The following is a 24734-nucleotide window of genomic DNA, read 5'->3' on the forward strand; positions in this document are numbered from 1 at the left end:
GAAGCCTTTGACTGTACCGCCTACAGATTTGTGAGGTCTGACTCGGCTGTAAAAGCTTGGCATAGCCCTTCTCCCTGGCTCATCTGCTGTGCCCTCCCAAGGGCGATGAGCTTTACGTTATTTGTAGGCCACGCGTTCGTCAACGTAGTGGACGCGCAATCTCTCCCATCCTTTGCTTTGAATCGGTGGGTTGCCCCAAAGCAGCGTTTGTAGAGTTCATCAGATTGGGGGGGGGGAATCGCACATTCTTCGGGATGCGGCGACGGAGAGCGGGAATGTCATTTCTTGGCGCTTCCAAGGGAAGCGCTGTTACAGCTCCCTCAGATAGACGAAACCCCTGAAACCTTGCGGAATCAGGGGTTTGTATGTCTTGGTGCCCAGGGACGGAATCGAACCGCCGACACGGGGATTTTCAATCCCCTGCTCTACCAACTGAGCTACCTGGGCAACGTGGCGCGCATTAAAAGGGTTTTCGGATGGGGTGTCAAGCGTGCCGCGAAAAAATTTTCAGTTAATACCGGAGCTTACGCGCTCGGCGGGACGTAGCCGTCGGCCTGGGCGTATTCCTCGCCGGAGAGGAACTTGTCCATCTCGCCCTGGAGGAATTTGCGGTCCTCGGCGTTCATCATGTTCAGCCGGCGCTCGTTGATCAGCATGGTCTGGTGTTTCTGCCACTCGTCCCAGGCCTGCTTCGACACGTGCTCGTAGATGTCCTGGCCCTTGGCGCCGGGGTAGGGCGGGCGATCGAGGCCGGGCAGCTGTTCTTTGTACTTGCGGCACATCACCATTCGGCTCATGTCATCTCTCCTGCATTCAACGCGTCGGCTGCCCGCTTGAGCAGCTTCTTGACCGGGGCCGCGAGACCGAGCCGCGGCGGGGTGGCCAGGTTATACCAGAGCCAGTCGCCCTCGGCCACGCTGCTGGCTGCGTCTTCCACGCGCACCAGCCAGGGCTCGATGGCCAGCTGGAAGTGGCTGAAGGTATGGGTCAGGCCGGGCAGTTCGTGGCGCTGCCCCAGGCGCAGGGCGTGCTGCGCGGCGAGCGGGTCGAGCTGGGCGAGGTCGTCCAGTTCCGGGAAGCTCCACAGGCCGCCCCACAGGCCGGTGGACGGGCGGCGGTAGAGCAGGATGGCGCCTTCGCGGTTGGCCAGGATCGGCATCAGCGTGCGCCGCTGCGGCAGCTCCTTGCGCGGCTTGGGCACCGGGTAGGCGCTTTCGCGGCCGAGCAGGTGGGCGCGGCAGCCTTCGCTCAGTGGGCACAGCATGCAACTGGGCTTGCTGCGGGTGCAGAGGGTGGCGCCCAGGTCCATCATCGCCTGGGTGTAGTGGTTGACCCGCGCGTGCGGGGTGAAGCGTTCCGCCGCTTCCCACAGCTGTTTCGCCACCCTGGGCTCGCCCGGGTAGCCGTCGCAGGCCAGGTAGCGGGCCAGCACGCGCTTGACGTTGCCGTCGAGTATCGGTGCGCGCAGGCCCATGGAGATGCTGGCGATGGCCCCGGCGGTGGAGCGGCCGATGCCGGGCAGCTCGGTGAGCTGCTCGAGGTCGCGGGGGAATTCGCCGCCGTGGTGCTCCATTACCAGCTTCGCGGTCTTCTGCAGGTTGCGCGCGCGGGTGTAGTAGCCCAGCCCGGTCCACAGGTGCAGGACTTCGTCCTCGGGCGCTGCGGCCAGGTCGGCGACCGTGGGCAGCGCCGCCATGAAGCGGTCGAAGTAGCCCAGCACGGTGCTCACCTGGGTCTGCTGCAGCATGATTTCCGACACCCACACCCGGTAGGGGTTGATGTCGCGCTGCCAGGGCAGGTCATGGCGGCCGTGGCGGTCGTACCAGTCGAGGACCGCGGTATTGAAGCGTTCGGGGGTCATTTCTTCTTCAGCAGGTTCTTCAGGGCGTCCTTCAGGTCGGGGCTGACCTTGTCGCCGAATTTCTCTTCGAGTTTTTCGTTCAGGCGCTGCCCGGCCAGTTGCCCGGCGATGCGGCCGATGCCGTCCTGGTCCAGGCGGCAGGCCTTGGCGCCCAGTTCCAGCGGGCCGCGGCAGCGCAGCGGCCATTCGATGCCGACGTAGCGCTTGTTCACTTCGCAGGCCGGGTCGGGCATGTCGCTCTTGTCGCCTTCGATGATCACGCCGACGCGGTAGTCCATGCCCAGCACGCGCAGGTCCAGGTCGCCGTCGCCCTTCACCGTCAGGCCGGGCACCGCGACGCGCAGGTCGGGGTTGCTGGCCACGCCGTTGTGGAAGGTCAGGCTGCCGTTGAGTTCGCGGAAGGGCGTGTCCTTGCCGCCGTGTTCGGCACTCAGGCTCTTCCGGTTGAGGGTGGCGATGCCGCGGCACAGCTGCTCTTCGAGGTTGGCGTTGAGCAGCACGCCCTTGCTCAGCTTGAAGTTGGCCTTGCCGTTGAGGTTGTCGATCCAGGCCTTCTGGCTGTTGCCCTGGGTGGTGATGTCCGCGTCCAGGTTCAGCAGGCCGGTGACCGGCGGCTTCTGGCCCTGGGCCTGGAGGAGTTTCTCCACCGGCACGCCTTCGATGTGCTTCTGCGCCGCCAGCAGCGCCACGTCCTGGCGCACGTCGAGGCTGGCCTTGGCGTTGAAGCGGCCGTCGTAGAGCTCGCCGCGCATGTCGTCGAGGCTGAACTGGCCGTTCTGCCCGCGCAGCTTGAGCACGGCGTTCTCGATCGGCAGCTTGTCGAGGGTCAGTTGGCCGAGGTTCAGGTTGAGGTCCAGGTCCAGCGTGCGCAGCTTGGCCAGCGGCAGCAGCGGCGCGTCGCTCCAGGCCTGCTGGGTGGGGGCGTTGGGCAGCGGGCTGTCGCCCTTGCTGGTGGCGCTGGCGACGGTGGCGTCGACTTCCGCCTTGCGGCTGGCGCTGGCCGCCTCGGCGCCTTTGGCGGCCTTGGCCGGCAGGTAGCGGTCGAGGTTCAGCTTGTCGCCGCTGAGCTGGGCGCGCACGGCCTGCTTGGCGATGTCGGCCAGGCCCAGGCTACCGCTGAAGCTGCTGTCGTCGAGCTTGAGCTGGATGTCGCTGAGGTTGACGGCGTTGCGGCTGCCGTCCAGGCGCGCGGCCAGTTCCAGCTTGGTCAGGGTGTTGCCGTCGGCCATCTCCGGCAGTTTCTGGCCGAGGCCGTCGAGGAATTCGCGCAGGTTGAACGGGGCGATGGACAGGCCGCCGGTGAACTGCGGCTCCTTGTCGAGGTTGCGCGCCTTCAGCTCGCCAAGGGCGCGCAACTGGTTGATCGACAGCTTCAGGCCGTTCCATTCGGCGACCTGCGCGGCCTGGTCGAGCAGCAGCTGGCCCTGGGCGGAGAAGGTCGCGGTGCGGCCCTGCAGCTGGTCGCCGGCCAGTTCGCCGGAGAGCTTGGCATCTTCCAGCTGATAGCGCTTGAGCGCGCGGTCGAAGCGCAGGTTGCCGGTCAGCTCGGTCTTGGCGCGGGTCACCGGCTGGTTGGTGCCCAGGTAGGCGTTGAGCTTGAAGGGGATGCTGCTGCCTTCGCGGATGGCGCCGGTGTTCAGGTCCAGGCCTTCGACGGTGTACTGCTTGCCGCTCTGCTCGTCGCTGTAGTCGATGCGCGCGCCGCTGACGTTGAGGCTGTCGATGTCCAGCTTCATCGGCGTGGAAGCGGTTTCGCCCGGGGCCTTGGGCGCTTCGGCAGGCGCGCTGGCCTGGCCGGCCGGCGTGGCGGGGGTGGCGCCGGCGGGCTGGGCCGGCTTGCCGATGTCTTCCCAGTTGCCCTTGCCGGTCTTGTCGCGGTTCAGCGTAAGGGTCAGGCCCTGCACGCGGATGTCGCTCATCTGCACCTCGCGGCGCAGCAGCGGCAGCACCCGCACCGACAGGCCGAGCAGCTGCAGGTCGGCGAACGGCTTGTCCGGGCTGCGCACGCTGGCCACGCTGGTGTCGTGCAGCTCCAGGCCGAGCCAGGGGAACAGGCTCCAGCCGATGTCGCCGCGCAGGTCCAGCTCCAGGTTGGCCTTGTCGCGGGCGAGCTGGCGGATCTCGTCCTTGTAGTCGTTGGGGTCGAAGAAATGGGTGAGGATGAAGCCGGCGGCGACTACCAGTAGCAGCAGGGCGAGGACGGCTATGCCCAGGATCTTGCCGAACGCTTTCATGGACGGGTCCTTGTTCTGGCGGCGGGTGAATTGGCGGGAGTATATCAATGCGCCCGCCCGCTTCAGCAGGCGGCGGCGACGCGTTCGGCGATGGCCAGGCTGGCGGTGAGCCCCGGCGACTCGATCCCGAACAGGTTGACCAGGCCCGGCAGGCCGTGGTCCACGGCGGTTTGGATGACGAAGTCGGAGGCGGGTTCCCCGGCACCGCTCAGTTTAGGACGAATCCCGGCATAGCCGGCCTGCAGGCGTTCGGCGTCCAGGCCCGGGAAGTAGCGGCGGATGGCCTGGGCGAAGGGCTCGCGCAGCGCTTCGTCGACCAGATAGTCGATGCTTTCCAGGTAACGCACGTCCGGGCCGAAGCGCAGCTGGCCACCGAGGTCGAGGGTGGCGTGCACGCCCAGGCCGGCGGTGTTGGCCTCGGGCATCGGGTAGATCAGGTGGCTGAACGGCGAGCGGCCGACGTAGGTGAAGTAGCGGCCCTGGCACAGGTGCAGCGGCGGCACGCCTTCCAGGCCTTCGGTGCGGGCGGCCAGTTGCTGGGCGAACAGGCCGCCGGCGTTGACCACCTGTTCGGCCTGGATGCTGAACGGCTCGCCGACGCTGACGCCTTCGGCGACCCAGCCGTCGGCGGCGCGGCGCAGGCTGTCGATGCGGGTGTCCAGCACCAGCTGCGCGCCCTGGATTTGCGCGGCGTGCTGCAGCGACAGCATGTAGGCGTGGCTGTCGATGATCCCGGTGCTCGGCGAGAGCAGGGCGGCCACGCCGCGCACCGCCGGCTCCAGCGCGTGGAGCTGGGTGGCGTCCAGCGGCTGCAGGTCATGTACGCCGCTGGCTTGGGCATTGGCGGCGAGGGCTTCCAGCTTGCCCAGTTCGGCGTCTTCCACGGCCACCAGCAGCTTGCCGATGCGGCTGTGCGCCACGTCGTGGCTGGCGCACCAGGCGTACAGGCGCTCGCGGCCTTCCAGGCAGAGTTCGGCCTTGAGCGAGCCGGGCGGGTAGTAGAGGCCGGCGTGGATGACCTCGGAGTTGCGGCTGGAGGTGTGGCTGCCGATCAGCCGTTCGGCTTCGACGATCAGCACACTGCGCCCAGCGGCGGCCAGGCGCGCGGCGCAGGCCAGGCCGACCGCGCCGGCGCCTATGACCAGGATGTCGATGTCGTTCACGGTGCCTCCGCGGTTTCCAGGGCCAGGCCCAGGTGCGCGGCCAGTTCGGCCGCTTCCGCCTGCCCGGCCGGAGCCTGCAGGCGCAGCGGGCAGCCGGCGAGCACCGCCTGGCGCTGGGCTTCCTCCAGCAGCCGGCGGGCCACGCCGCGGCCGCGGGTGACGCGGCGCACGCACAGGCGCGAGAGGCGCCAGGCGTCGGCATCGCGCTGCAGCCAGGCGGCGCCCAGCAGGCGGCCATTGAAGCGCCCGGTCAGCAGCGTGCCCGCGGCCAGCGCGGCGTCCACCAGGGCCTCGCCATCGGCGAAGGGCGCGAGCAGCCAGGCCGGCGCCTCGGCGTAGAGCCGGGCCAGGTCCTGGCGGTCCTGGGCGGAGGGCTGGGCAAGGTGTTCGACGATCACGGGCATGGCGGCATCCTCGGCGGGGACGCGCAGTTTACGGACAAGCGGCGCCCCGCGGCCAGCGCCGCCGACCGTCGCCCATAGCCCTGCGGGGCCCGCCGCGCCTATAATGCGGGCCCTCTTATAATCAAGTGCAGTGTTAGCTGTGGAGCTGGTGATGGCCGAACGCAAGGCAACCGTCGCGCGCGACACCCTGGAAACCCAGATCAAGGTGTCCATCGACCTGGACGGCACGGGCAAGGCCCGCTTCGATACCGGGGTGCCCTTCCTCGAGCACATGATGGACCAGATCGCCCGCCATGGCCTGATCGACCTGGACATCGCGTGCAAGGGCGACCTGCACATCGACGACCACCACACCGTCGAAGACATCGGCATCACCCTCGGCCAGGCCTTCGCCAAGGCTATCGGCGACAAGAAGGGCATCCGCCGCTACGGCCATGCCTACGTGCCGCTGGACGAGGCGCTGTCGCGCGTGGTGATCGACTTCTCCGGCCGCCCCGGCCTGCAGATGCACGTGCCCTTCACCCGCGCCAGCGTCGGCGGCTTCGACGTCGACCTGTTCATGGAGTTCTTCCAGGGCTTCGTCAACCACGCCCAGGTGACCCTGCATATCGACAACCTGCGCGGGCACAACACCCACCACCAGATCGAGACGGTGTTCAAGGCCTTCGGCCGCGCGCTGCGCATGGCCATAGAGCTGGACGAGCGCATGGCCGGGCAGATGCCGTCGACCAAGGGGTGCCTGTAATGCAGACGGTTGCCGTCATCGACTACGGCATGGGCAACCTGCACTCGGTGTCCAAGGCGCTGGAGCGCGTGGGCGCCGGCCGCGTGCTGGTGACCAGCGACGCCGCAGTGATCCGCGAGGCCGACCGCGTGGTGTTCCCCGGCGTGGGCGCCATCCGCGACTGCATGGCCGAGATCAGGCGCCTGGGCTTCGACGCGCTGGTGCGTGAAGTCAGCCAGGACCGCCCCTTCCTCGGCATCTGCGTCGGCATGCAGGCGCTGCTGGAGCACAGCGAGGAGAACGGCGGCGTCGACTGCATCGGCCTGTTCCCCGGCCAGGTGCGTTTCTTCGGCAAGGACCTGCACGAGGACGGCGAGCACCTGAAGGTGCCGCACATGGGTTGGAACCAGGTGCAGCAGAGCCTCGACCACCCGCTGTGGCACGAGATCCCCGACCAGGCGCGCTTCTACTTCGTGCACAGCTACTACATCGAGGCGGGCAACCCGCGCCAGGTCGCCGGCCGCGGCCACTATGGCCGCGACTTCGCCGCCGCGCTGGCCGAGGGGCCGCGCTTCGCCGTGCAGTTCCACCCGGAGAAGAGCCACACCCACGGCCTGCAGCTGCTGCAGAACTTCGCTGCCTGGGACGGCCGCTGGTGAAGACGGCGCTGCGCGCGAGGCTGGAAGCCGAAGGTTGAACGATGTGCGAGGCGCTTTTTCGTCCAGCCTCTAGCCTTCAGCGAAATTATTTTGTCGATCTTTCAGGAAGCATCCGAATGTTGATCATCCCCGCAATCGATCTGAAGGACGGCGCCTGCGTGCGCCTGCGCCAGGGCCTGATGGAAGACGCCACGGTCTTCTCCGACGACCCGGTGGCCATGGCCGCCAAATGGGTGGACGGTGGCTGCCGCCGCCTGCACCTGGTGGACCTCAACGGCGCCTTCGAAGGCAAGCCGGTGAACGGCGAGGTGGTCACCGCCATCGCCAAGCGCTACCCGAACCTGCCGATCCAGATCGGCGGCGGCATCCGTTCGCTGGAGACCATCGAGCACTACGTGCGCGCCGGCGTCAGCTACGTGATCATCGGCACCAAGGCGGTGAAGCAGCCGGAATTCGTCGGCGAAGCCTGCCGCGCCTTCCCCGGCAAGGTGATCGTCGGCCTGGACGCGAAGGACGGCTTCGTCGCCACCGACGGCTGGGCCGAGGTCAGCGAGGTGCAGGTGATCGACCTGGCCAAGCGCTTCGAGGCCGACGGCGTCTCCGCCATCGTCTACACCGACATCTCCAAGGACGGCATGATGCAGGGCTGCAACGTCGAAGCCACCGCCGCCCTGGCCAACGCCACGCGCATCCCGGTGATCGCCTCCGGCGGCATCCACAACCTGGGCGACATCCAGAAACTGCTGGACGCGCGCACCCCGGGCATCATCGGCGCCATCACCGGCCGGGCGATCTACGAGGGCACCCTCGATGTCGCCGAGGCCCAGGCGCTGTGCGATCGGCAGGCAAAAGACGAATAAAAGCGCTGGAGGCTGAAGGCTGGACGTGACCGAGTCGCTTTTTCGTTCAGCCTCCAGCCTTCAGCCTCCCGCGAATTTCAAGATTGGGAGACACCAGAATGGCCCTCGCTAAGCGCATCATCCCCTGCCTCGACGTGGACAACGGCCGCGTGGTCAAGGGCGTCAAGTTCGAGAACATCCGCGATGCCGGCGACCCGGTGGAGATCGCCCGCCGCTACGACGAGCAGGGCGCCGACGAGATCACCTTCCTCGACATCACCGCCAGCGTCGATGGCCGCGACACCACGCTGCACACCGTCGAGCGCATGGCCAGCCAGGTGTTCATCCCGCTGACCGTCGGCGGCGGCGTGCGCACCGTGCAGGACATCCGCAACCTGCTCAACGCCGGCGCGGACAAGGTCTCGATCAACACCGCCGCGGTGTTCACTCCGGAGTTCGTCGGCGAAGCCGCCGCGCGCTTCGGCTCGCAGTGCATCGTGGTCGCCATCGACGCCAAGAAGGTCTCGGCGCCGGGCGAAACCCCGCGCTGGGAAATCTTCACCCACGGCGGGCGCAAGCCCACCGGGCTGGACGCGGTGGAGTGGGCGAAGAAGATGGAAGGCCTGGGCGCCGGCGAAATCCTCCTGACCAGCATGGACCAGGACGGCGTGAAGAGCGGCTACGACCTGGGCGTGACCCGCGCCATCAGCGAGGCGGTGAACGTGCCGGTGATCGCTTCCGGCGGCGTCGGCAACCTGGAGCACCTGGCGGCCGGCATCCTCGAAGGCAAGGCCGACGCGGTGCTGGCGGCGAGCATCTTCCACTTCGGCGAGTACAGCGTGCCGGAGGCCAAGGCCTACCTGGCCAGCCGCGGCATCGTGGTGCGCTGAAGGGCGCGCCGCACTGCCGGCGTGCAGCTTGCGACAGGGCCCGGCCCGCTCATGGCGGCCGGGCCTTGTGCTTTCTGGCGATGTTTCCTACAAGGCGTGACGCGGTCTGAAAGATGCAAGGCCGAATGATGGCAAACTTGCGGTAAGCTCTGCGCCTTCGCTTACAACCAGGAATGTTCTGCGATGCTGAAACGCCTCCTGCTGGCCAGCTCTCTGCTGTTGGCTGGCACAGTGCATGCGGAAATCTCTCCGGACTACAGCATGGTCCTGCTGACGGAGAACTTCCCGCCCTACAACATGGCCATCAACGGCAAGAACTTCGCCCAGGAAGACAACATCGACGGCATCGCCGTGGACATCGTCCGCGAGATGTACAAGCGCGCCGGCATCAAGTACAGCATGACCCTGCGCTTCCCCTGGGAACGCATCTACAAGCTGGCGCTGGAGAAGCCGGACTACGGCGTCTTCGTCACCGCGCGGCTGCCGGAGCGGGAAAGCGCCTTCAAGTGGGTCGGCCCCATCGGCCCGGACGACTGGGTGCTGCTGGCCCGCGGCGATAGCCCCATCGCCCTGAAGAGCCTGGACGAGGCGAAGAAGTACCGGGTGGGCGCCTACAAGGGCGACGCCATGGCCGAGTACCTCGCCGATCACGGCTTCGAGCCGGTGCTGGCGCTGCGCGACCAGGAGAACGCCGGCAAGCTGCAAAAGGGCGAGATCGACCTCTGGGCCAGCGGCGACCCGGCCGGGCGCTACCTGGCCAAGCAGGTCGGCGTCAGCGGCCTGAAGACGGTGCTGCGCTTCAACAGCGACCAGCTGTACCTGGCGCTGAACAAGGAAACCCCCGACGAAGTGGTGCAGAAGCTGCAGGCCGCGCTGGACAAGATGCGCGCCGAAGGCTTCGTCGACGATGTACTGAACAGCTACCTGTGATCCGCCGGCGCCGCTCGAGGGGAGCGGCGCCGCGCTGCGTTGCCGGCCACGGCCGGAGCTGTGCCAGGGATGGTGTACAGGACGGGAATCGCGTCCGCGATGCAGGGATGCCGCTAGCCATAACGATAACCAAGCGAGCGGTATGACCATGCTGAAACTCAAGACCTGCGGGCTGTTCATCGGCCTGCTGCTGGGGGCCGCCACGGCCCGCGCCGACCTGCCCGCCGACTACAAGGTGGTGCTGCTGACGGAGAACTTCCCGCCGTTCAACATGGCGGTGGACGACAAGAACTTCGCCCGCGACGAAGGCATCGACGGCATCAGCGCGGACATCGTCCGCGAGATGTTCAAGCGCGCCGGCATCGGCTACACCCTCAGCCTGCGCTTCCCCTGGGACCGGCTGTACAAGCTGACCCTGGACCGCGCCGGCTACGGCCTGTTCTCCACCACCTACACCCCCGAGCGGGTGCCGCTGTTCAAGTGGGTCGGCCCGCTGGCGAAGACCGGCTGGGTGGTGCTGGCCCCGCCGGGCAGCAAGATCACCGCGCTGAAGGACCTCAAGGAGGCCGGCAAGTACAAGCTCGGCGCCTACAAGAACGACGCTGTCAGCCAGGCGCTGGAGAGCCAGGGCATCCCGGTGATAAACGCCCTGCGCGACCAGGAGAACGTGAAGAAGCTGATGAGCGGGCAGATCGACCTCTGGGCCACCACCGACCCGGTGGGCCGCTACCTGGCCAAGCAGGAGGGCGTCAGCGGCCTGCAGACGGTGCTGCGCTTCAACGAGGCGCAGCTGTACCTGGCGCTGAACAAGGACACTCCGGACGAGGTGGTCGAGCGGCTGCAGAAGGCCCTGGACCAGATGCGCGCCGAGGGGTATGTGGACGAGGTCACCAACAATTACCTCTGAGGCCGGATCGCGGATAGAGACCGCTCCTGCGCCCGCCCTACGGTTCTGAGGATGCACGATTGTAGGAGCGGGCCCTGCCCGCGATTCGCGCGCAGGGCGCGCTCCTACAGGTGGGTTCGGAACTGTTCTATTGGGTTCCCGCGTTCGCGGGAACCCAGAAAACCGCCTAGAAGCAACAGGCCGCACCGGCGTGCTCTTCGTAATTGGATGGACTCACCCTCACCGAGGCGTCGAGGCGCCACGGTGGCGGTCTAAGAAGCCACCGACAGTGAGGGTGAGTCCATGAAAAAGCATACGACGATGAATAAGCCGGTGTCTGCAACCGATGTATCGGTGTGCATGACAGTCGCCGTGGATCTGGCGAAAAAGGTCTTTCAGGTGGCGGGGGAAGACGCCCAGGGTCAACTGGCGTACGAACAGCGAATCAAGTCGCGTGAAGCGTTTCAGGTGTTTCTGCAGAAGCTGCCGGAGGGCGTGACGGTGCTGATGGAAACCGGCCCTGGAGCACAAGCCTGGGCCCGGCTGCTGCAGGCGCAGGGCAACCCGGTGCGTATCCTGCCGGCCCAGCGGGTGGCCGAGCACCGGAGCGGAGCGAAGAATGATCGCAATGATGCCCACGCCATTCTGCGGGCGGGCCGGGATAGCAGTATCGCGTCGGTGCCGGTGAAGAGCGTCGCGGCACTGGCGATGCAGGCCTGGCACCGGGTTCGGCGGGGCTATGTGCGGCGGCGCACCGCCATGGGTAATCAGATCCGCGGGCTGCTGCTGGAGCAGGGTATCGCCCTGGCGCAGGGGGATGTGGGCTTGAAGCAAGGTGTCACCCGGGTGCTGGAAGACGCCAGCCAGCCGTTGCCGGCGCTGCTGCGCGAGCTGATCGACGAGATGCTGAACGAATGGAAACGGCTGGGCGAGCGTATCGCCGCGCTGACCGGGCGTCTGGAAGCCTGTGCCGCCGCCGACCCGACAGCCAAACGGCTGATGACGGTACGCGGTATCGGTCCGATCACGGCTACGGCCTTGCTGGCCAAACAGGTCGAGCCGGAACGTTTCGCCAATGCGCGTCAGTTCGCTGCCTACTTCGGCATCGTGCCCGACCAGCACAGCAGCGGGCAGAAGGTAAGGCTGGGCAAGATGACCAAACGTGGCGACGCCTATGTGCGCAGCCTGATGGTCGTAGGCTCGCATGCGGTGTTGAAGCAACTGCGGCCCGATTCCGAACACCCGGACGATCGGCGCCTGCAGCGCTGGCTACAACGCCTGGGGCGCAAGGGCGCGGCAGTGCGACTGGCCAACCGCAACCTGCGTATCGCCTGGGTGCTGCTGTGCAGCGAACAGACCTACCAGCGCAAGCCGAATGCTTGCCGGGAGATGGAAATGAGCCACTGATCAACGAGTTCCCGCCAACGGGGCGCCAAGTCGCTCCAACCCTTGCTGAAGAACATTGACCCCTGGTCAGACCGTCGCGGATCGATGCCTACGCTCCTACCGGCCTTCGAGGCCTCTTTGTAATCGGCATTCCGCGGGCTTACCCAATGTTGGCCAGAAGCCCGACGTGGCTTCCTCGAACAGGCCTAATACATAGATGCAGTCGGGTTTTCATGTTCAAAAGCGGGTTGACGGTGGGGGTGAGTCCATACATAGGAGCGAGCCATGCTCGCCTGCAACGGCCGGTGCTCGGTCGGGCACGGCGATGGGTATCGCTTCGCTCAACCCATCCTACGAAAAGCGCTGAGGCGCGGCCGGCGAGCGGGGGCTCAGCGGTAGACGCCATCCTTGCCATGCGCCGCCATGGCGCGGTTGCCGCGTTCGGCGATCAGCAGGTCGGGCTTCACCAGTTCGATGCCCGCCGCCTTCAGCTTCGGCAGTTCGCGCAGCAGCACCCGCAGGGTGGCCGGGCGCGGGTGGCCGATCAGCAGCGCCGAGCCCTGCTTGCGCGCCAGGGCCACGCCGCTCTGCAGCTGGCGGGCGATGCTGTCTTCATCCGGCTGGTCGTCGAGGAAAACGTCGCGGGACAGGCTGGCCAGGCCGCGCTTCTGCGCTTCGGCGGCGGCCACGGTGGCGGCGCTGGTGCGGCTGTCGAGGAAGAACAGGTGGCGTTCCTGCAGGGTGCCCATGAGCAGGTCCATGCCGGCGCGGTCGGCGGTCATGCGGCTGCCTTCGTGGTTGTTCACGCCTTGCACGTAGGGCACCGCGGCCAGCGCCGCGTCCAGGCGCCGGGCCAGTTCCGCCGGCGGCAGGTCGGGGCGCCAGGCGTAGGGGCCGCCGGCCGGGTCCATCGGCAGGTGCAGGATCAGGGTGCGCCCGCGCTGGTGGGCTTCGCGGGCCAGTTCGGCGGCGTGCGGGGTGTCCGGCATGATCGCCAGGGCCACCGCAGCCGGTAGTTCGAACACCTGGCGGTCGTGCGCCAGGTTCTGCCCGAGGTCGTCGATCACCACGCTCAGCAGCGGCTTGGCCTGCGCCTGGCCGAACAGGGCGGCCAGGCACAGGCCGAACAGCAGCCGTGCCCGGCGCACCGGTCAGTTGCCGCGGCTGACGCTGAGCCCCTTCAGCAGGCTGAGGGCCTGGCTCAGCTGGAAGTCGCTGTCCTGCGGGGCGGCCTGGGGCGCCTTGCCCGACTGCGTCGGACGGTCCTTGCCGCCGTTGCCGTTGGCCAGGTGGCCCTGCAGGTCGGCTTCCTTGAAGCCTTCGAAGTCGCTCTGCTCGCGGGTCACCTTGGCGCGTTCCACCTCGATGTCCGGGACTATGCCCTGGGCCTGGATGGAGCGGCCGTTGGGGGTGTAGTAGAGCGCGGTGGTCAGCTTCAGAGCGCGGTCGTTGTTCAGCGGCAGCACGGTCTGCACCGAGCCCTTGCCGAAGCTGTCGGTGCCCATGAGGATGGCGCGTTTCTGGTCCTGCAGGGCGCCGGAGACGATTTCCGCCGCCGAGGCGGTGCCGCCGTTGATCAGCACCACCAGTTGCACGCCCTCGCTGGGGTCGGCCGGGTCGGCGGAGAAGCGCAGTTCGGAGTTGGGGATGCGGCCCTTGGTGTAGACGATCAGGCCCTTGGTGAGGAAGGCGTCGGCCACTTCCACCGCGGACTGCAGCACGCCGCCGGGGTTGTTGCGCAGGTCCAGGACCAGGCCCTTGAGCTTGCCCTTGTTGTCCTTCTTCAGCTGCGCCAGGGCCTTGACCACCTCGTCGCCGGTGTTGACCTGGAACTGGGTGATGCGCAGGTAGCCGTAGTTCGGCTCCAGCAGCTGGGTCTTGACGCTCTTGACCTTGATGATGGCGCGCTTGAGGCTGACGTCGAACGGCCGGCCGCCGCCGCGCACTATGGTCAGGGTGATGGACGAGCCGGGCTTGCCGCGCATGCTGTCCACCGCCTCGTTCATCGACTGGCCCTTGGTCGGCTTGCCGTCGATCTGCACGATCAGGTCGCCGGGCTGGATGCCGGCCGCGGCCGCCGGGGTGTCGTCGATCGGCGAGACCACCTTGATGAAGCCGTCCTCGGTGCCCACCTCGATGCCCAGGCCGCCGAACTCGCCGCTGGTGCTTTCCTGCAGCTCGGCGAATTCTTCCGGGTCCAGGTAGGCCGAATGCGGGTCGAGGTTGCTGAGCATGCCCTTGATGGCGTTCTCCAGCAGGGTCTTGTCGTCCACCGGCTCGACGTAGGCGGCCTTCACCCGGTCCAGGACCTCGGCGAAGGTCCGCAGTTCGTCCAGCGGCAGCGGCGCCTCCTTGCCGCTGGCCGCGGCTGGCGCGGCGGGCGGTGTCTCGGCGGCCTGGGCCGCCCCGATACCGAGCAGCAGGGCCAGGGTGATGAGACGGAAGCGATGCGACATGTTTGGCTCCTAAGGCGTGTCCGCCGCTTATCCTTGCGTGCGACACCAGGTAGTGGGGTCCGTCGGGCGGCCCTGATGACGAATGGCGAAATACACCGCCGGAGTCTCCTGCCCGCCGCTGGTGCCGACGGTAGCGATGGGATCCCCGGCCTTGACCGTGTCCCCGGCGCCTTTCAGCAGACTCTGATTATGACCATAAAGGCTCAGGTATCCACCACCGTGGTCGAGGATAACCAGTAGCCCGGCGCCGCGCAGCCAGTCGGCGAACACCACCCTGCCGCCATGCACGGCGCGTACCGTGGCGCCTGCGCTGGCGCCGATCAGCACGCCGTCCCAGGTGGCGCGCGGGTCGTCGCCGCGCGGGCTGCCGAAGCGCGCCAGGATGCGCCCGTTGACCGGCCAGGGCAGCTTGCCGCGGGTGGCGTCGAAGGCGCCGCCAAAGCCGGCGCCGCTGGACACCAGCGGGCCGCTGTAGTCCGCGCGGGGCTTGGGCTTCGCGCTGCCGCCGCTGCTGGCCGTCTCGCGTTCGCGGCGGGCGCGCTCGCGTTCGGCGGCCAGGGCGCGCTGGCGCGCTTCCTCGGCTTCGCGGGCCTGGCGGGCGAGGGTTTCCTCGATGGTCTTGAGCACCTTGTTCAGCTCGGCCTGGGCCTGCTGGCGGTCCTGCAGCTTGCGGTTGCTGTCGCTGTAGTCGCTGTTGAGCTTGGCCAGGGCTTCCTGGCGCTGCTTGCGCACTTCGGCCAGTTCCTGGCGGCGGGCCTCGAGGTCCTGCTGCTGGGCCAGTTGCTGGCTCTTCTGCGTGGTGATGTCGCGCTCGACGTTCTCCAACTGGCGCAGGGTCTCGTTGAAGGCGTTGAGCTGTTCCAGGCGCGCGCGGTTGATGTACTCGTAGTAGGTGAGGGTGCGGCTGAACTTCTCGGGATGTTCCTGGTTCAGCAGCAGCTTGAGGTATTCCTCGCGGCCGCTCTGGTACGCGGCGCGGGCCTGGATGCCGATCAGCCGCTGCTGTTCAAGGCGCGCGCCCTGGAGTTTTTTTTTCTCCTCGTCCAGGCGCTGGAGCTCCTTTTCGCTCTTCTCCAGCTCCTCCTGCAGCGCCTTGACCTGCTTCTCCAGGTCGCCCATCTGGGTTTCGGTGGACTTGAGCTGCTTCTGCACCCCGGATTTCTCTTCCTGGATGCCGCTGAGGGTCTTCTTCAGCTCGGCGATGTCTTTCTGCGTCCGCTCGATCTGCTTCTGGGTGTCGGCGCGTTCGTCGGCGACGACCGCCAGCGGGCTCAGCAGGCAGATCAGCAGCAGGGAGGATAGGGCGCGATGCATGGGGTGGCGGGCACCTGGAGGCGGAATCGGCCTAGTATGCATAAAAAAATCGTTACAAGCCGCAAGCGGCGAGTGAAAAGCATCACGCCGCCTGCAGCTCGCGAGGGTCACTCCAGGGTGACGATGGATTTGCCGGTCATCTCGGCCGGCACCGGCAGGCCCATCAGCGTCAGCATGGTCGGCGCCACGTCGGCCAGCACGCCGCCTTCGCGGATGCTCAGCTTGCGCTTGCCGACGTAGATGAAGGGCACCGGCTCGCAGGTGTGCGCGGTGTGCGCCTGGCCGGTGCTCTCGTCTTCCATCTGCTCGACGTTGCCGTGGTCGGCGGTGATCAGGGCTTCGCCGCCGACCTTGTCCAGCGCCGCGGCGATGCGCCCGACGCAGGTGTCCAGGCATTCCACGGCCTTGACCGCGGCCTCGAACACGCCGGTGTGGCCGACCATGTCGCCGTTGGCGTAGTTGACCACGATGACGTCGTAGCGCTGGTTTTCGATGGCCTCGACGATCCTGTCGGTGACTTCCGGCGCGCTCATTTCCGGCTGCAGGTCGTAGGTGGCGACCTTCGGCGAGGGGATGAGGATGCGTTCTTCGCCCTCGAACGGCTCTTCGCGGCCGCCGGAGAAGAAGAAGGTGACGTGGGCGTACTTCTCGGTCTCGGCGATGCGCAGCTGGGTCTTGCCGTTCTTGGCCAGGTATTCGCCGAGGACGTTGTCCAGCGACTCGGGCTTGAACGCGCTGGGCGCCGGGATGTTCGCCGAGTACTGGGTGAGCATCACGTACTCGGCCAGGTGCAGCTCGCGCTGGCGCGGGAACTCCTTGAAGCCCGGCTCGACGAAGGCGCGCGACAGTTCGCGGGCGCGGTCGGCGCGGAAGTTCATGAACACCACGGCGTCGCCGTCCTCCACGCGTACCTGTTCGCCGATGCGCGTGGCCTTGACGAACTCGTCGCTCTCGCCGCGCTCGTAGGCGGCGTGCAGCGCGGCCACGGCGTCGTCGGCGGTGAATTCGGCGGCGCCTTCGGTGACCAGGTTGTAGGCGGCTTCGACGCGGTCCCAGCGGTTGTCGCGGTCCATGGCGAAGTAGCGGCCGATGATGCTGGCGGTGCGGCCCTTGCCGATGCGCGCGAAGGCCTCGTCGACCATCTTCAGCGACGGCTCGGCGCTTTTCGGCGGGGTGTCGCGGCCGTCGAGGAAGGCGTGCAGGTAGATTTTCTGCGCGCCACGCCGGGCGGCCAGTTCGGCCATGGCGATCAGGTGGTCCTGGTGGCTGTGCACGCCGCCGTCGGAAAGCAGGCCGAGGATGTGCACGGCCTTGCCGGCGCCCACTGCCTTGTCCACCGCGCCGGTCAGCACCGGGTTGTCGAAGAACTCGCCGTCGCGGATGGCCTTGGTCACGCGGGTGAAGTCCTGGTAGACGACGCGCCCGGCGCCGAGGTTCATGTGGCCGACCTCGGAGTTGCCCATCTGCCCGTCCGGCAGGCCCACGTCCATGCCCGAGCCGGAGATCAGGCCGTGCGGCTGGGTGGCCAGCAGGCGGTCGAGGTTCGGCTTCTTCGCGGCGAAGATGGCGTTGTACTCGGGGCTGTCGCTATGGCCGAAGCCGTCCAGGATGATCAGGACCAGGGGTTTGGGCGATGCTGTCATAGGTGCGGCTCTTTCCAAAACGGGGGTCAGAAAAGGATCGGCATTTTACCGTCTGGGTGCGACGGGCGCCATGATTGGCAGGGTTCAGCCGTCAGGAGGGCGCGTGTATACTGGCCGGCATTTTTACCTGTGGATGCCTTGCGCCATGTCGTCGTTCCTTCCCCGTCTGATCGAATTCGCCACCCATCACTACCTGCTGGTCGGCGCCCTGGTGGTGCTCCTGGTCCTGCTCGCGCTGCACGAGCTGAACAAGGCCGGCCGCGCGCTGTCGACCCGCGAGCTGACCGCGCTGGTCAATGCCGAGCAGGGTGTCGTACTGGACATCCGCCCGAGCAAGGAGTTCTCCGGCGGCCACATCTCCGGCTCGCTGAACATCCCCGCCGACAAGCTGAACAGCCGCATGAGCGAGCTGGACAAGCACAAGGCCAAGACCATCATCGTGGTCGACGCCATGGGCCAGCACGCGGGTACCTGGTGCGGCGTGCTGAAGAAGGCCGGCTACAACGTGGCCAAGCTCGGCGGTGGCATCGGCAGCTGGCGCGGCGACAACCTGCCCCTGGTGAAGTGAGATGCAGGCGGTTCTGATATACACCACGGCCTGGTGCCCCTACTGTATCCGCGCCAAGGCGCTGCTGGACAAGAAGGGCGTGGCCTACGAGGAGATCGGCGTGGACGGCAAGCCCGACCTGCGCGCCGAAATGAGCCGCAAGGCCGGCCGTACCTCGGTACCGCAAATCTGGATCGGCAGCACCCACGTCGGCGGCTGCGACGATCTGTACGCGCTGGAGCGCGCGGGCAAGCTGGATGCGCTGCTGTCGGCGTGATCCCCTTATTACTGCAAACGAGCCATAAGAAGGTCCTGAAATGACTGAGCAATCTAGCAACGGCGCCAACGAGCAAGAAAACGGCCCGCAGTTCTCCCTGCAGCGCATCTACATCCGCGACCTGTCCTTCGAAGCGCCGAAGGCTCCGGAAATCTTCCGCCAGGAATGGCAGCCGGCGATCAGCATGGACCTGAACACCCGCCAGAAGCAGCTCGACGGCGACTTCTACGAAGTGGTGCTGACCGTTTCGGTGACCGTGAAGAACAAGGACGACGTGGCCTTCATCGTCGAAGTGCAGCAGGCCGGCATCTTCCTGATCAAGGGCCTGGACGCTTCCAGCATGAGCCACACCCTGGGCGCTTTCTGCCCGAACATCCTCTTCCCCTACGCCCGCGAAGCCCTGGACAGCCTGGTGGTGCGCGGCTCGTTCCCGGCGCTGATGCTCTCGCCGGTGAACTTCGATGCCCTGTACGCCCAGGAAATCGCCCGCCTGCAGGCTTCCGGCGAGATTCCTTCGGTCCAGTAAGGTCCGTCGCAGCGAAGAAAGGCGCCCACGGGCGCCTTTTCTTTTGTCCATCCGATAGCGAAGCGCTCTTCGTAGGATGGGTTGAGCCCTGGCGAAACCCATGCGGTCATGGCAATGGGTATCGCCAAAGCTCAACCCATCCTACGGGGAGATCGGGGCCGGCGCGTTCAACTTTGGTGCGCGTGCACTAGCAAGGCGCCTTCTCGGCCAGCCCGTGCGGGCATTTCGGCCATGCCTTTTGTGCCAGGGAATTCACTTGCAGATTTGCTGCAGGCCCCATGAATACTGGCCTGCGCGGCTGTTCAGCATGGGGAGCCCAGCCCGCCGGCAAAACTGGCACAGCCCCTGCAATACCCCCAATAACGATTTCGGGGGCCTCGGTACAGGCAGGCTGGGGAAACCCCACTTTTACACAAGGCGCGCCGCCGCGGCCCGATGCGGTGGAAGGCGTGAACGGTTCGGGGGTCCTGGTACAGGCAGGCCGGGGAAACCCCCTTTTTATACCGGAGGTTCGCAATGCGGCCTCCGCCCCTTTCGGGGCCCTCGGTTCAGGCAGGCCGGGGAATCCCCTTCTTTCTTCCCGAGGCTGGCCGCCGGCCCCCTCAGCGCAATTGCGGATGGACCCGCAGCAGCCAGTCCCCGTCCTTCTCCTCGCTGTCCCAGATACCGCCCAGGTGGCGGGTGGAGAGCAGGGTTATCCACAGTTCTCCCTCCCGGCTTTCCACGCGCCAGCGCAAGGGCTGGCCATCCAGGCGCATCTGGCCCTCGGCGGCCGCGCCCGCTGCCCGCACGCGCAGCGCCAGGGCGCCCTCGATCTGCCCGGCCTCGACCCTGGCGTTCTGGTCGAAACGCAGCAGCAGGACGCCGTCCTGCGCCTGGACGGCGAGCAGATGCGGCTCGCCCGGCGTGGGCCCGGTGAGGCGGCCGAGCATCAGGCCGATCATCAGCCCGCCGATGGCCAGCGCCGAGAATACCCGCAACCACGGCCGGGGCCGCACATCCGCCGCCGCGGGAGTAGAATGCCGGCCGTCCTCAGGCCCGGAGCGCTGCATGTTCCACGTCATCCTCTTCCAACCGGAAATTCCACCCAATACCGGCAACATTATCAGGCTCTGCGCCAATTCCGGCTGCAGCCTGCACCTGATCGAGCCGCTGGGCTTCGAACTGGACGACAAGCGCCTGCGCCGGGCCGGGCTGGATTATCACGAATACGCCCCGGTGCAGCGCTATGCGAGCCTGGAGGAATGCCTGGAGAAGCTCGGCCACCCGCGGCTGTTCGCCTTCACCACCAAGGGCTCCCACGCCTTCCACGAAGTGGCCTACCAGCGTGGCGACGCCTTCCTGTTCGGCCCGGAAAGCCGTGGCCTGCCGGAGGAAGTGCGCAACGCGCTACCGCCGGAGCAGCGTCTGCGCCTGCCGATGCGCCCGGATAGCCGCAGCCTGAACCTGTCCAATACTGTCGCCGTGACTGTCTATGAAGCCTGGCGCCAGCTCGGCTTCGCCATGGATTGAGCAGCGATTGATCGATCTGGTGCAGGGCCCGTGGGGTCTGTGCCGCAGCCATTCATCCCAAGGTTGTCCACAGGTGGGCGCACAGCGGTTGTGGGCAACGTGGGAAATCCTGCACAGAATTCAGCCGGGGCTGTAAGGGGCGCGGGGCCTGGGCTGCGGGGGGATCGATCCCCGGGCTGTGCACAGGGTTATCCACAGGTTCTGGGGGTATTTTCGTGAAGGGTGTTCTGCCGATCGAGACGGTGCGTGTCCTGAAGAACGCCCTCTCCCTAGCCCTCGGCTGCGCGCCCCGCCCTGAAGGGAGAGGGGACCGTTCGGTGTGCTCGGGGGTTTCGGCGTTAGCCGGCTTGTACCGAGCACCCGGCTGACACCAAATCCCCTCTCGGCACGGACAAGCCCCCTCTCCCTTCAGGGAGAGGGTTGGGGAGAGGGAGCGGAGTCAAACCGAAATACCAAGGCCACCTGGAAACTCCGTTCGCGAGCAAGCTCGCTCCTACAAGGTGCAAGAACACTCCCCCACGAAAAAGGGGCCCCAGGGCCCCTTCGATCGCTCCAAGGGTGCTTCAGTCGTCGCCTTCGTCGTCCGGGCCGTCCACTTTCATGCCCAGTTCCTTGATCTTGCGCGTCAAGGTATTGCGTCCCCAGCCCAGCAGCACAGCGGCGTCGCGGCGGCGGCCGGCGGTGTGCTTCAGGGCGGTCTCGATCATGATCCGCTCGAAGGCCGGCACGGCGCTGTCCAGCAGGCTCGACTGGCCGCGGCCCAGGGCCTGGTCGGCCCAGTGGCGCAGGGCCTGTTCCCAGTTGGCCGCCGGCAGGCTGTCCTGGGGCTGGGTCAGCAGCTCCGGCGGCAGGTCGTCGATGTGCACCTCGCGGCCGGAGGCCATCACGGTGATCCAGCGGCAGGTGTTCTCCAGCTGGCGCACGTTGCCTGGCCAGCCGAGGTTCTTCAGGTAGTCCTCGGTCTCGGGCTTGAGCAGCTTGGGCTCCACCGCCAGCTCTTGCGCGGCGCGGGCGAGGAAGTGCCGGGCCAGCGCCGGGATGTCCTCGCGGCGGTCGGCCAGGCGCGGGATGTGGATGCGGATGACGTTCAGGCGGTGGAACAGGTCCTCGCGGAACTTGCCCTCGCGCACCAGGTTTTCCAGGTTCTGGTGCGTCGCGGCGATGATGCGCACGTCGACCTTCACCGGGGTGTGGCCGCCGACGCGGTAGAACTCGCCGTCGGCCAGCACGCGCAGCAGGCGCGTCTGGGTGTCGGCCGGCATGTCGCCGATCTCGTCGAGGAACAGGGTGCCGCCGTCGGCCTGCTCGAAGCGCCCGCGGCGCTGCGCGGCGGCGCCGGTGAAGGCGCCCTTCTCGTGGCCGAACAGTTCGGACTCCATCAGGTCCTTGGGAATCGCCGCCATGTTCAGCGCGATGAACGGCTCGGCCGCGCGCGGGCTGTGGCGGTGCAGGGCGTGGGCGACCAGTTCCTTGCCGGTGCCCGACTCGCCGTTGATCAGCACGGTGATGTTGGAGTGGCTGAGGCGGCCGATGGCGCGGAACACCTCCTGCATCGCCGGCGCTTCGCCGATGATCTCCGGGGTGCGCGCCTGGTTGGCCGGCGCCTCCAGGCCCTGCTGCTCCTGGGCGTGCTGGTTGGCGCGCTTGACCAGGGACACGGCCTCGTCGACGTCGAACGGCTTGGGCAGGTATTCGAAGGCGCCGCCCTGGTAGGAGGCCACTGCGCTGTCCAGGTCCGAATGGGCGGTCATGATGATCACCGGCAGGCGCGGGTGCAGCTCGCGGATCTGCGCCAGCAGGTCGAGGCCGCTGGAGCCGGGCATGCGGATGTCCGAGATGATCACGTCCGGCTGCTGCCGGCCGAGGCGGTGGATGACGCTATCGGCGTTCTCGAAGCTGACGGTGGTCATGCCTTCCTGTTGCAGGGCTTTTTCCAGTACCCAGCGGATGGAGCGGTCGTCGTCGACGATCCAGACGGTCTCTGAACGGCTCATGGGTGGTGCACTCCTTGTTCCAGGGGCAGGAACAGACTGAATACGGTGTGGCCGGGGTGGCTCTCGCATTCGACCAGCCCCTGGTGCTGGCTGATGATGTTCTGGGTGATGGCCAGGCCCAGCCCGGTGCCGTCCGGGCGGCCGCTGACCATGGGGTAGAAGATGGTGTCCTGCAGCTCGGCCGGGATGCCCGGGCCGTTGTCGATGATCTCCACCTTGCACACCAGGCGGTGGCGCGTGTGGCCGATGGTGAACTGGCGCAGGGTGCGGGTGCGCAGGGTGATGCGGCCCAGGCGCAGTTCGTTGTGCGCGGCGATGGCCTGCATGGCGTTGCGCACGATGTTGAGCACCGCCTGGATCATCTGCTCGCGGTCGAGCAGCAGGTCGGGAATGCTCGGGTCGTAGTCGCGGATCAGCGGGATGCTGCCCTGGGTCTCGGCGCCCACCAGGCTGCAGACGTGCTCCAGCACTTCGTGGATGTTGGTCACCCGCAATTGCGGCAGCTTGTTCGAGCCGAGCATGCGGTCCACCAGGTTCCGCAGGCGGTCGGCCTCTTCGATGATGACGTTGGTGTAGTCCTTGAGCGACTCGTCCGGCAACTCGCGGGACAGCAGCTGGGCCGCGCCGCGGATGCCGCCCAGGGGGTTCTTGATCTCGTGGGCCAGGCCGCGCACCAGCAGCTTGGTGGTCTCCTGCTTGGACAGCTGGGCCTCTTCCTTGGTGATGCGCATCAGCCGGTCGCGCGGGTGCACTTCCAGCAGCAGCAGGGTCTCGCGGCGGTTGAGGATGGGCGTCACCGCGTAGTCGACGGTGATGCTCTGGCCGGTGAGCGAGGTCAGCGTGGCTTCGCGCTTGGTGAACGGGTGCGCTTCCTCCACCGCCTGGCGCAGCGACTGCAGGGCCTCCTGGGATTCGGTGAACAGCTCGCTGATGAACTGCCCGTGGCTACGTTGGCCGCTGACCGCCAGGAGCATCTCGGCGGCCGGGTTCATGTACTCCAGGCGCAGTTCGGCGTTGAGCAGGATCACCGCCGTGGTGAGGTTGTCGAGCAACAGTCTGAGCTGGGTTTCTGTAGGCATGGCGGACAGGCGTTCCAAGGTTGGGCAGGAAAATGCAAAAAGCAAACCAAGCCCCGAAAAGACGCGCCAGGCCGCGATCTGCGCCGACTCGTGGCATTTCCTCAAGGAAAACGGGCCGTCAGCGTGACCCGAAATGGGGAGAGTATAGAAAGTGGTGCAGGCAAGCGCACCAAAGTGGTGCGCATCTTCGGGGAAGGCTTCTTAAGAGGGCGTGCGAAAATTCGCTGGGTTCAGGGGCGCGATGCCAGGGCGGGCCGCTCGCCGGCGTCGCTTTCGGCGACCGATACGCGCTTCATGTGGAACGGCTGGTTGGGCGTCTGTTCCAGGGTCTGGCCGCGCTGGTCGAGGATCTCCACCGACAGCTGGTGGGTGCCGCGATCGAGGTTGTGCAGGGGGAACACCGGGCTGCGGCTGGGCTCGCCCACCGGAACGCCGTCGAGGAACAGCCGGAAGCTGTGCCCGGGCAGCAGGTTGGGGTCGCTGGAGACGGTGACGATCAGCTCGCCGTTGTTGGCGCGGACGGTGGCGTCGGGCTCGGGCACCAGGATGCGCAGCACCTGGTATTGCGGCGGCTGCGGCGGCAGGGCCGAGGCGGCGGGCGCGTACAGCGGCGGGGGCATGTTCGGCATGCCGTTGGGCGGCGCCAGGTTCAGGCGCTGGGCGTTGCTGCGCCTGGGCTGGTCGGTGAAGACGCGGTTGCCGTCCTTGTCGATGTAGGTATAGACCTCGGCGCTGGCCTGGAACGCCGCCAGCAGGAGCAGGCCGAGCAGCAGGGCGCGTTTCATCAGTTGCCGCTCCTCGGCATGGGCCGGACGCGCGCGGGGCTGTTGGTGCTGATGCGCTGCAGGGTGAAGTTCACCGGCGCGCTGGACTGCAGCACACGGTCGCCCTGCACCACGTCCACCGAGAGGCTGTGGTCGCCGCGTTCGAGGTTGTTCAGGCTGAAGCGCGTGGAGCTGCTGGGCGCGCCGTAGGGCTGACCGTCCAGGCGCAGTTGCAGGCGGTCGCCCATGGCCAGTTGCGGCTGGATGGCCACCTCGATGTCGAAGTTGCCGTCGTTGGCGCGCAGGGCCTCCTCGTCGGGCAGCCCGGTGATGGCCAGGATGGCGTAGCGGGCCTGGCGCTGCTCGCCATCGCCGCTGCCCATGGGCGCGCCGGGCTGCTGGGCGCCCACGGTGTTGGTCGGCGGCAGTTCCACCGGCTTGGCGTCCACGCCGCTGGGCGGCTGGTTGGTGAATACCGTCTTGCCGTTGGCGTCGGTGTACTTGTAGATCTGCGCGCTGGCCGGCACGGCCAGGGCGAGCAGCAGGCAGAGGACTGGCACGCGCATGCGTGATCTCCCGGAAGACAATGGGCTAAGCCTTGCATCGGCGCCGACGGGTGGCAAGTGAAACGCCATCACGCCGCCGG

At 67.1% G+C, this 24734-nt stretch carries 25 protein-coding genes and 1 tRNA gene; 11 read left to right on the forward strand and 15 right to left on the reverse strand.

Going from position 1 to position 24734, the window contains the following annotated elements; translation table 11 throughout:
* Nucleotides 1-371: 371 nt before the first annotated feature.
* The 6 genes from PM1_RS01105 to PM1_RS01130 form a co-directional block, all read right to left on the reverse strand.
* A tRNA-Phe gene (locus PM1_RS01105) sits at nt 372-447 on the reverse strand.
* Between the two features lie 77 nt (nt 448-524).
* Entirely contained in the window at nt 525-797 is a 273-nt protein-coding gene (locus tag PM1_RS01110; protein WP_009613840.1) for an oxidative damage protection protein, read from the reverse strand.
* Nucleotides 794-1861, reverse strand: coding sequence for an A/G-specific adenine glycosylase (gene mutY / locus PM1_RS01115; protein WP_009613837.1), 1068 nt, complete (start codon nt 1859-1861; stop codon nt 794-796). The genes PM1_RS01110 and mutY overlap by 4 nt, the downstream gene beginning before the upstream one ends.
* Nucleotides 1858-4095: an AsmA family protein gene (locus PM1_RS01120; protein WP_009613835.1), complete on the reverse strand. Its 2238-nt coding sequence runs from the start codon at nt 4093-4095 to the stop codon at nt 1858-1860. The genes mutY and PM1_RS01120 overlap by 4 nt, the downstream gene beginning before the upstream one ends.
* A 62-nt stretch (nt 4096-4157) precedes the next feature.
* Nucleotides 4158-5258 carry an NAD(P)/FAD-dependent oxidoreductase gene (locus PM1_RS01125; protein ID WP_009613834.1) on the reverse strand — a complete coding sequence of 367 codons (1101 nt, stop codon included), beginning with the start codon at nt 5256-5258 and terminating at the stop codon, nt 4158-4160.
* Nucleotides 5255-5662 carry an acetyl-CoA sensor PanZ family protein gene (locus tag PM1_RS01130; protein ID WP_009613833.1) on the reverse strand — a complete coding sequence of 136 codons (408 nt, stop codon included), beginning with the start codon at nt 5660-5662 and terminating at the stop codon, nt 5255-5257. Before PM1_RS01130 ends, PM1_RS01125 begins: the two co-directional genes overlap by 4 nt.
* A gap of 151 nt (nt 5663-5813) precedes the next feature.
* Here PM1_RS01130 and hisB point away from each other — a divergent pair, with 151 nt between their 5' ends.
* The 7 genes from hisB to PM1_RS01165 all read left to right on the forward strand — a co-directional run bounded on the left by hisB (nt 5814) and on the right by PM1_RS01165 (nt 11997).
* Entirely contained in the window at nt 5814-6407 is a 594-nt protein-coding gene (hisB, locus tag PM1_RS01135; protein ID WP_009613832.1) for an imidazoleglycerol-phosphate dehydratase HisB, read from the forward strand.
* On the forward strand, nt 6407-7045 hold the full coding sequence (gene hisH, locus PM1_RS01140) for an imidazole glycerol phosphate synthase subunit HisH (protein ID WP_009613831.1): 639 nt from the start codon (nt 6407-6409) through the stop codon (nt 7043-7045). Before hisB ends, hisH begins: the two co-directional genes overlap by 1 nt.
* A gap of 116 nt (nt 7046-7161) precedes the next feature.
* A complete protein-coding gene (hisA, locus tag PM1_RS01145; RefSeq protein WP_009613830.1) occupies nt 7162-7905 on the forward strand; it encodes a 1-(5-phosphoribosyl)-5-[(5-phosphoribosylamino)methylideneamino]imidazole-4-carboxamide isomerase in 744 nt (247 codons plus the stop codon).
* A gap of 98 nt (nt 7906-8003) precedes the next feature.
* Nucleotides 8004-8774 (forward strand): imidazole glycerol phosphate synthase subunit HisF, encoded by a 771-nt coding sequence (gene hisF / locus PM1_RS01150; RefSeq protein WP_009613829.1) that lies wholly within the window; start codon nt 8004-8006, stop codon nt 8772-8774.
* Nucleotides 8775-8957: 183 nt separating this feature from the next.
* The gene (locus PM1_RS01155) at nt 8958-9704 is read left to right on the forward strand and encodes a substrate-binding periplasmic protein (protein ID WP_009613828.1); all 747 of its coding nucleotides are present in this window, start codon (nt 8958-8960) and stop codon (nt 9702-9704) included.
* Nucleotides 9705-9852: 148 nt separating this feature from the next.
* The gene (locus PM1_RS01160) at nt 9853-10611 is read left to right on the forward strand and encodes a substrate-binding periplasmic protein (RefSeq protein ID WP_009613827.1); all 759 of its coding nucleotides are present in this window, start codon (nt 9853-9855) and stop codon (nt 10609-10611) included.
* Nucleotides 10612-10893: 282 nt separating this feature from the next.
* On the forward strand, nt 10894-11997 hold the full coding sequence (locus tag PM1_RS01165; protein WP_009613826.1) for an IS110 family transposase: 1104 nt from the start codon (nt 10894-10896) through the stop codon (nt 11995-11997).
* Nucleotides 11998-12365: 368 nt separating this feature from the next.
* On the opposite strand, the gene PM1_RS01170 is transcribed toward PM1_RS01165, so the two are convergent.
* The 4 genes from PM1_RS01170 to gpmI all read right to left on the reverse strand — a co-directional run bounded on the left by PM1_RS01170 (nt 12366) and on the right by gpmI (nt 17389).
* Nucleotides 12366-13124, reverse strand: a complete 759-nt coding sequence (locus tag PM1_RS01170) for a divergent polysaccharide deacetylase family protein (protein WP_009613825.1) — start codon at nt 13122-13124, stop codon at nt 12366-12368.
* A 3-nt stretch (nt 13125-13127) separates the two neighbouring features.
* Entirely contained in the window at nt 13128-14432 is a 1305-nt protein-coding gene (locus PM1_RS01175) for a S41 family peptidase (protein ID WP_009613824.1), read from the reverse strand.
* A 27-nt stretch (nt 14433-14459) separates the two neighbouring features.
* Nucleotides 14460-15746, reverse strand: coding sequence for a murein hydrolase activator EnvC family protein (locus PM1_RS01180; RefSeq protein ID WP_009613823.1), 1287 nt, complete (start codon nt 15744-15746; stop codon nt 14460-14462).
* A gap of 107 nt (nt 15747-15853) precedes the next feature.
* Nucleotides 15854-17389, reverse strand: a complete 1536-nt coding sequence (gene gpmI, locus PM1_RS01185) for a 2,3-bisphosphoglycerate-independent phosphoglycerate mutase (protein WP_009613822.1) — start codon at nt 17387-17389, stop codon at nt 15854-15856.
* A gap of 145 nt (nt 17390-17534) precedes the next feature.
* Here gpmI and PM1_RS01190 point away from each other — a divergent pair, with 145 nt between their 5' ends.
* From PM1_RS01190 to secB, 3 genes are read left to right on the forward strand one after another with little or no spacing between them, the layout of a single operon-like run.
* A complete protein-coding gene (locus PM1_RS01190; protein WP_009613821.1) occupies nt 17535-17957 on the forward strand; it encodes a rhodanese-like domain-containing protein in 423 nt (140 codons plus the stop codon).
* Between the two features lies 1 nt (nt 17958).
* Nucleotides 17959-18213, forward strand: coding sequence for a glutaredoxin 3 (gene grxC / locus PM1_RS01195; protein ID WP_009613820.1), 255 nt, complete (start codon nt 17959-17961; stop codon nt 18211-18213).
* A 40-nt stretch (nt 18214-18253) separates the two neighbouring features.
* Nucleotides 18254-18739 carry a protein-export chaperone SecB gene (gene secB, locus PM1_RS01200; protein WP_009613819.1) on the forward strand — a complete coding sequence of 162 codons (486 nt, stop codon included), beginning with the start codon at nt 18254-18256 and terminating at the stop codon, nt 18737-18739.
* A gap of 602 nt (nt 18740-19341) precedes the next feature.
* On the opposite strand, the gene PM1_RS01205 is transcribed toward secB, so the two are convergent.
* Nucleotides 19342-19719: a hypothetical protein gene (locus PM1_RS01205; protein WP_052058980.1), complete on the reverse strand. Its 378-nt coding sequence runs from the start codon at nt 19717-19719 to the stop codon at nt 19342-19344.
* 70 nt (nt 19720-19789) lie between these two features.
* Between PM1_RS01205 and trmL the strand changes: the two genes are divergently transcribed.
* Nucleotides 19790-20251 carry a tRNA (uridine(34)/cytosine(34)/5-carboxymethylaminomethyluridine(34)-2'-O)-methyltransferase TrmL gene (trmL, locus tag PM1_RS01210; protein ID WP_009613817.1) on the forward strand — a complete coding sequence of 154 codons (462 nt, stop codon included), beginning with the start codon at nt 19790-19792 and terminating at the stop codon, nt 20249-20251.
* Nucleotides 20252-20814: 563 nt separating this feature from the next.
* Here the strand turns inward: trmL and ntrC are convergent.
* From ntrC to PM1_RS01230, 4 genes are all read right to left on the reverse strand, one after another.
* Complete coding sequence (gene ntrC, locus PM1_RS01215; protein WP_009613816.1) at nt 20815-22245, reverse strand: two-component system response regulator NtrC; 1431 nt, start codon at nt 22243-22245, stop codon at nt 20815-20817.
* Complete coding sequence (gene glnL, locus PM1_RS01220; RefSeq protein WP_009613815.1) at nt 22242-23324, reverse strand: nitrogen regulation protein NR(II); 1083 nt, start codon at nt 23322-23324, stop codon at nt 22242-22244. Before glnL ends, ntrC begins: the two co-directional genes overlap by 4 nt.
* A 230-nt stretch (nt 23325-23554) precedes the next feature.
* On the reverse strand, nt 23555-24109 hold the full coding sequence (locus PM1_RS01225) for a DUF4124 domain-containing protein (RefSeq protein ID WP_009613813.1): 555 nt from the start codon (nt 24107-24109) through the stop codon (nt 23555-23557).
* A complete protein-coding gene (locus PM1_RS01230; protein ID WP_009613812.1) occupies nt 24109-24654 on the reverse strand; it encodes a DUF4124 domain-containing protein in 546 nt (181 codons plus the stop codon). Before PM1_RS01230 ends, PM1_RS01225 begins: the two co-directional genes overlap by 1 nt.
* Between the last annotated feature and the right edge of the window lie 80 nt (nt 24655-24734).

Source organism: Pseudomonas sp. M1 (assembly GCF_022760135.1).
GTDB classification, from domain to species: domain Bacteria; phylum Pseudomonadota; class Gammaproteobacteria; order Pseudomonadales; family Pseudomonadaceae; genus Pseudomonas; species Pseudomonas citronellolis.

Excerpts from the sequence above, each read along its gene's own strand:
- PM1_RS01110 (WP_009613840.1), bottom strand. The coding sequence starts at position 797 with ATGAGCCGAATGGTGATGTGCCGCAAGTACAAAGAACAGCTGCCCGGC.
- mutY (WP_009613837.1), bottom strand. The coding sequence starts at position 1,861 with ATGACCCCCGAACGCTTCAATACCGCGGTCCTCGACTGGTACGACCGC.
- PM1_RS01120 (WP_009613835.1), bottom strand. The coding sequence starts at position 4,095 with ATGAAAGCGTTCGGCAAGATCCTGGGCATAGCCGTCCTCGCCCTGCTG.
- PM1_RS01130 (WP_009613833.1), bottom strand. The coding sequence starts at position 5,662 with ATGCCCGTGATCGTCGAACACCTTGCCCAGCCCTCCGCCCAGGACCGC.
- hisB (WP_009613832.1), top strand. The coding sequence starts at position 5,814 with ATGGCCGAACGCAAGGCAACCGTCGCGCGCGACACCCTGGAAACCCAG.
- hisH (WP_009613831.1), top strand. The coding sequence starts at position 6,407 with ATGCAGACGGTTGCCGTCATCGACTACGGCATGGGCAACCTGCACTCG.
- hisA (WP_009613830.1), top strand. The coding sequence starts at position 7,162 with ATGTTGATCATCCCCGCAATCGATCTGAAGGACGGCGCCTGCGTGCGC.
- hisF (WP_009613829.1), top strand. The coding sequence starts at position 8,004 with ATGGCCCTCGCTAAGCGCATCATCCCCTGCCTCGACGTGGACAACGGC.
- PM1_RS01155 (WP_009613828.1), top strand. The coding sequence starts at position 8,958 with ATGCTGAAACGCCTCCTGCTGGCCAGCTCTCTGCTGTTGGCTGGCACA.
- PM1_RS01160 (WP_009613827.1), top strand. The coding sequence starts at position 9,853 with ATGCTGAAACTCAAGACCTGCGGGCTGTTCATCGGCCTGCTGCTGGGG.
- PM1_RS01165 (WP_009613826.1), top strand. The coding sequence starts at position 10,894 with ATGAAAAAGCATACGACGATGAATAAGCCGGTGTCTGCAACCGATGTA.
- PM1_RS01175 (WP_009613824.1), bottom strand. The coding sequence starts at position 14,432 with ATGTCGCATCGCTTCCGTCTCATCACCCTGGCCCTGCTGCTCGGTATC.
- PM1_RS01180 (WP_009613823.1), bottom strand. The coding sequence starts at position 15,746 with ATGCATCGCGCCCTATCCTCCCTGCTGCTGATCTGCCTGCTGAGCCCG.
- gpmI (WP_009613822.1), bottom strand. The coding sequence starts at position 17,389 with ATGACAGCATCGCCCAAACCCCTGGTCCTGATCATCCTGGACGGCTTC.
- PM1_RS01190 (WP_009613821.1), top strand. The coding sequence starts at position 17,535 with ATGTCGTCGTTCCTTCCCCGTCTGATCGAATTCGCCACCCATCACTAC.
- grxC (WP_009613820.1), top strand. The coding sequence starts at position 17,959 with ATGCAGGCGGTTCTGATATACACCACGGCCTGGTGCCCCTACTGTATC.
- secB (WP_009613819.1), top strand. The coding sequence starts at position 18,254 with ATGACTGAGCAATCTAGCAACGGCGCCAACGAGCAAGAAAACGGCCCG.
- trmL (WP_009613817.1), top strand. The coding sequence starts at position 19,790 with ATGTTCCACGTCATCCTCTTCCAACCGGAAATTCCACCCAATACCGGC.
- ntrC (WP_009613816.1), bottom strand. The coding sequence starts at position 22,245 with ATGAGCCGTTCAGAGACCGTCTGGATCGTCGACGACGACCGCTCCATC.
- glnL (WP_009613815.1), bottom strand. The coding sequence starts at position 23,324 with ATGCCTACAGAAACCCAGCTCAGACTGTTGCTCGACAACCTCACCACG.
- PM1_RS01225 (WP_009613813.1), bottom strand. The coding sequence starts at position 24,109 with ATGAAACGCGCCCTGCTGCTCGGCCTGCTCCTGCTGGCGGCGTTCCAG.
- PM1_RS01230 (WP_009613812.1), bottom strand. The coding sequence starts at position 24,654 with ATGCGCGTGCCAGTCCTCTGCCTGCTGCTCGCCCTGGCCGTGCCGGCC.